Genomic DNA, 3,481 nt, shown 5'->3' on the forward strand with positions numbered 1-3,481 from the left:
ACATCAAACGTCGACATGCTCTCCCCCACTTCACGCCATTCTCAGTTACGTCAAGTAGCTCAGTGTAGTGGTCTCTTCAGGCACCCCCATGAGTAGTCCTACTCAGTTGCCCCGCAGCGACGGCGCCTACGTTCGGTCAGGACCGCCGCCGGGCCCGCAATGCCCGCGACGGAGACGGCCGCGGCGCCCACGGCATACGTCGCGAGGCGTTCCTCTCGCTCCTAGCGATCTCCCTCAGGCGCATGGGAACAGACAGGCGTGGTGCGGACGGGGACGGGGGTTCGTTCAGGTCACCCGAGCAGTCACCGTGGCTCGGGTGGTGGCGGAGATCAGAGCTTCGCGAGGTACTCGCGCTGCGGTGGCCAGGGCGCGGCCAACCGGATAGGCGTGCGCGCCTGCTGGGAGGTAGCCGGGGCGATCGCTGAGTACCACGTCGATGGAGCCCACCACGCTGCTTGTTTCCCTGGTGCGGTTCAAGCGTCGCAGTGTTTGCTGGGCGACTGCTTCCGCGCTGTCGTACAGGATGGTTCCGGCGGGCAGGCTCTCCAGAATCTGTGGAGCCACCAGGGGATAGTGCGTGCATCCCAGCACCACGGCGTCGCAATTCCGGGGGGTTCGCTCGGTCGCATCGGCGATCGCCTCCGCTGCAGCAGCCATGTCACCGTGGTCCACCGCTTCTGCCAGTCCAGGACACGCGACCCGTGCGACCGGCATGCCGCTCGCGAAGTCCGCGATCAGACGGTCCTGGTAGTCACTTGCGGTGGTACGGACGGTCGCCCACACGGCGAGGTTTTGACTGGTCGCCGCGGCCGGCTTCACGGCGGGGACGGTTCCGATCACGGGAACGCGGGGCTCGAACCTCTCACGCAGGGCGTCGATCGCGGTGACGGTGGCGGTATTGCAGGGAACCACGATGGCCTCCGCACCACGCTGGATGGCCAGGTGGGCGGCAGTGAGCAGACGGTCCGTGACGAAGGAGTTGGTCTTCGGGCCCCAAGGGGCGCCCTCGGGATCCAGAAGCAGAAGCAGATCGAGTTCCGGGGCGAGGTGCCGAAGCCAGCCGGCGGTGGAGAGGAGGCCAAATCCCGAGTCGATCAATGCCACCGTCATAGGGGTCAACGTACCAGTGAGGTCTCGCCGCAGTCCGTACCGAGCACATGCGCGGCCCCCGGACCTGCCGGGTCGTAGCCGGCGTTCAGGCGCACGGTGATGTCGCCGGGCTGCGGCTCGAGGTTCTTCAGCAGATCCAGGGGCGGGGCGAGCAGCAAGGTGTCGCGGCGGTTTGCTCCGGGCGGAGCCCTGCCGAGCGGGATTCCGTGACCGCCTGTCATACCTGAGCGGGGCATGACCTGTTCACCGCGGTCGACCGGTGCGCGCCCGGCGACCTCGCCGACGCCGGGGGCCTTGGTGATGGAGCCGTCGACGGCGATCTGGTCGAGCACGAGCCCGACGATCCGGTCGTGGGAGCGCCGAGAATGGGTTCCACAGAGGGTTGGTCAGCCAAGGTGGAAGCACGGGCACAGATTCGCCCCAGTGATCACAGGCGCGTCGCGATCAAGGTCACGAAGCCTGTGTCTGCCTCGTAGCGGGGTGCTCCTTACCGCCAATCGAATTTCAAGTAGGCCGTGTATGCCGCGAGTCACGGGTCGCGGGGTCGCCGTGCTCAGTATTCGTCCACGGTCTGGCCGTCGGGGACCTGGAAGCAGGCCGAGGTCAGCAGTACGTAGATCAGGGACTTGGGCGCCTTGGAGCCGGTCTTGTCGCTCTCGTCGTAGAGATGGATGCTGACCGAGTACTGCTTCTTCGTGGAATCGGCGATGAGTTCGGGGCTCTTACTCGGACTCTTGTCCGGCCCATACTTGACGATCTTCCAGCCTTTTTCGGGGAGGTTCTCCTTGAGCCTTCCCATGGCCTGCTTCATGTCCTCGACCGGAACGCCCCACAGAGACCAGGCATGGTTGATCTTGTAGAACTTCTCCTCGTCCTTGCCGCCGCAGCGGGCGACGGACGGCCCCGGCTTGCTGGTCTTGCCGCGCAGGTCGATGACATCGAAGATTTCACTGGAGAGACCGGCCGCCTCTTCCTCCGCGTCAGCGACCTCTCGCGTCTTCGGCGTGTAGCCCAGTTCGTCCTTCTTTTTGTCGTTCATTCCTGAGCACCCTGCCAATGCAATTACCGCAGCCAGCGACATGATGATACCGAGAGGAGAAAGAAGACCGCTTCGGTTGCGAGCCGGGCTAGTCATTGATTTGCACCTTGTCATGTCGACCCACTACCACGTTGGCCTGGTTGAGCAGACTCTGTGAGCTGTCCTCATGTTCCAGGTCGTAGTCCCAATAACCACTGTGCCCCTCGGTGTCGGTGGTCATCTGATGCGCCCCGAAGTCGGCATCAGCCGGAATGATGGGCATATCCGCGTCATGCCAGAACCGGCTGCTCCTGTCGCCGCCGTGGAAGGCACGCCCCAATTCGGGAACAGGGTCGCCGTCAGCGTACTCGTTCCAGACGTGCCCCTTGGGTACGTCCAGTTCCTCGGCGCTGCCCACCTGGACACCGGGACTTCCGGCGAAGATGACATCGTCCGCGTTCAGATCGCCCTGACGGGCCGCGGAGCCGATGAGGGTGGAGCCATAGGAGTGGCCTATCGCGGTGACATGGCTGTCGGTCCCCGACTCGTTCGACGCGTTCAGGCCGTCGACGAACTGGTTGAACGCGGGGGCGCCAGTGTTCGCGTAGCCCGGGCGGGTGGCGTCCGTGACGATGTTCTGCGGCGCGTCGTAGCCGAGCCAGGTGATGGTCGACACCTTTTGCCCCGGCGCCAGTGGCTCGGAGGCGTGCCACAGGTTGGTCATGCGGTTGATGTCGCCTTGGATCTTGCTCAGGTTCGAGGTGGTACCAGGCACATAGACGGCGGTGTGGTCGGCGGTGTCCGGGTTGCCGTTGGCGACGATCGCACGTCCTCGGCCCTCGGCGTCGAAACCGAGCAGGTACGCTTCCGGCAAGCCTTTCCGGCCGGTCTGGTCGAAGCGATTCTGTATGGCGTCCATGCCCTTCAGGGCGCCTTCCAGGCGCTTCTTCTCGCCTTCGTACTTATGGTGCCAGTCGAGCCATTCCTGGGTGTAGGCGGTGACGTCGGGGCCGAGGTTCCTGAACTTGGTCGGTTCCTTCGGTATCGCGTCGAGCCGGATCTGGTAGTCGGCCCGCCTTTCCGCCAGTTCGACGCGGTTGGCCTCATCGCGGACATCCGCGGGAATGCCGTCCAGTTTGCCAAGACTGGCCGGGTACATGGCGGCATAGTCCGCCTTCTCCTGATCGGAGAGGCTCTTCCACCATTTCGCGTTGTCCTGGGGACTGCCGTCCTTGGGCGGGTGCTTGATGTCGTCGAGGTAGTCCTTCGCTCCGCTGCGGACGCCGCTCGCGTCGCTCTGGGCGTCGGTCCAGTCGTAGCGGGAAACGTCCAGGTCGTCGTCGGCCTTGAGGG

Annotated in this window: 3 protein-coding genes and 1 pseudogene; all 4 read right to left on the reverse strand. The window is 64.8% G+C overall.

The window, feature by feature from the left end:
• Positions 1-285: 285 nt before the first annotated feature.
• Positions 286-1,110: a glutamate racemase gene (locus tag AXW62_RS39310; protein WP_063817740.1), complete on the reverse strand. Its 825-nt coding sequence runs from the start codon at positions 1,108-1,110 to the stop codon at positions 286-288.
• A gap of 71 nt (positions 1,111-1,181) precedes the next feature.
• Positions 1,182-1,466: pseudogene (locus AXW62_RS39315) on the reverse strand (IS5/IS1182 family transposase); the annotation flags it as partial.
• A gap of 197 nt (positions 1,467-1,663) precedes the next feature.
• Positions 1,664-2,149: a hypothetical protein gene (locus tag AXW62_RS39320; RefSeq protein ID WP_060948523.1), complete on the reverse strand. Its 486-nt coding sequence runs from the start codon at positions 2,147-2,149 to the stop codon at positions 1,664-1,666.
• A gap of 88 nt (positions 2,150-2,237) precedes the next feature.
• Positions 2,238-3,481: alpha/beta hydrolase (locus AXW62_RS39325; protein ID WP_060948524.1), on the reverse strand; the 1,244-nt coding region annotated here is incomplete at its 5' end.

The organism is Streptomyces hygroscopicus subsp. hygroscopicus, assembly GCF_001553455.1.
Lineage (GTDB): Bacteria > Actinomycetota > Actinomycetes > Streptomycetales > Streptomycetaceae > Streptomyces > Streptomyces hygroscopicus.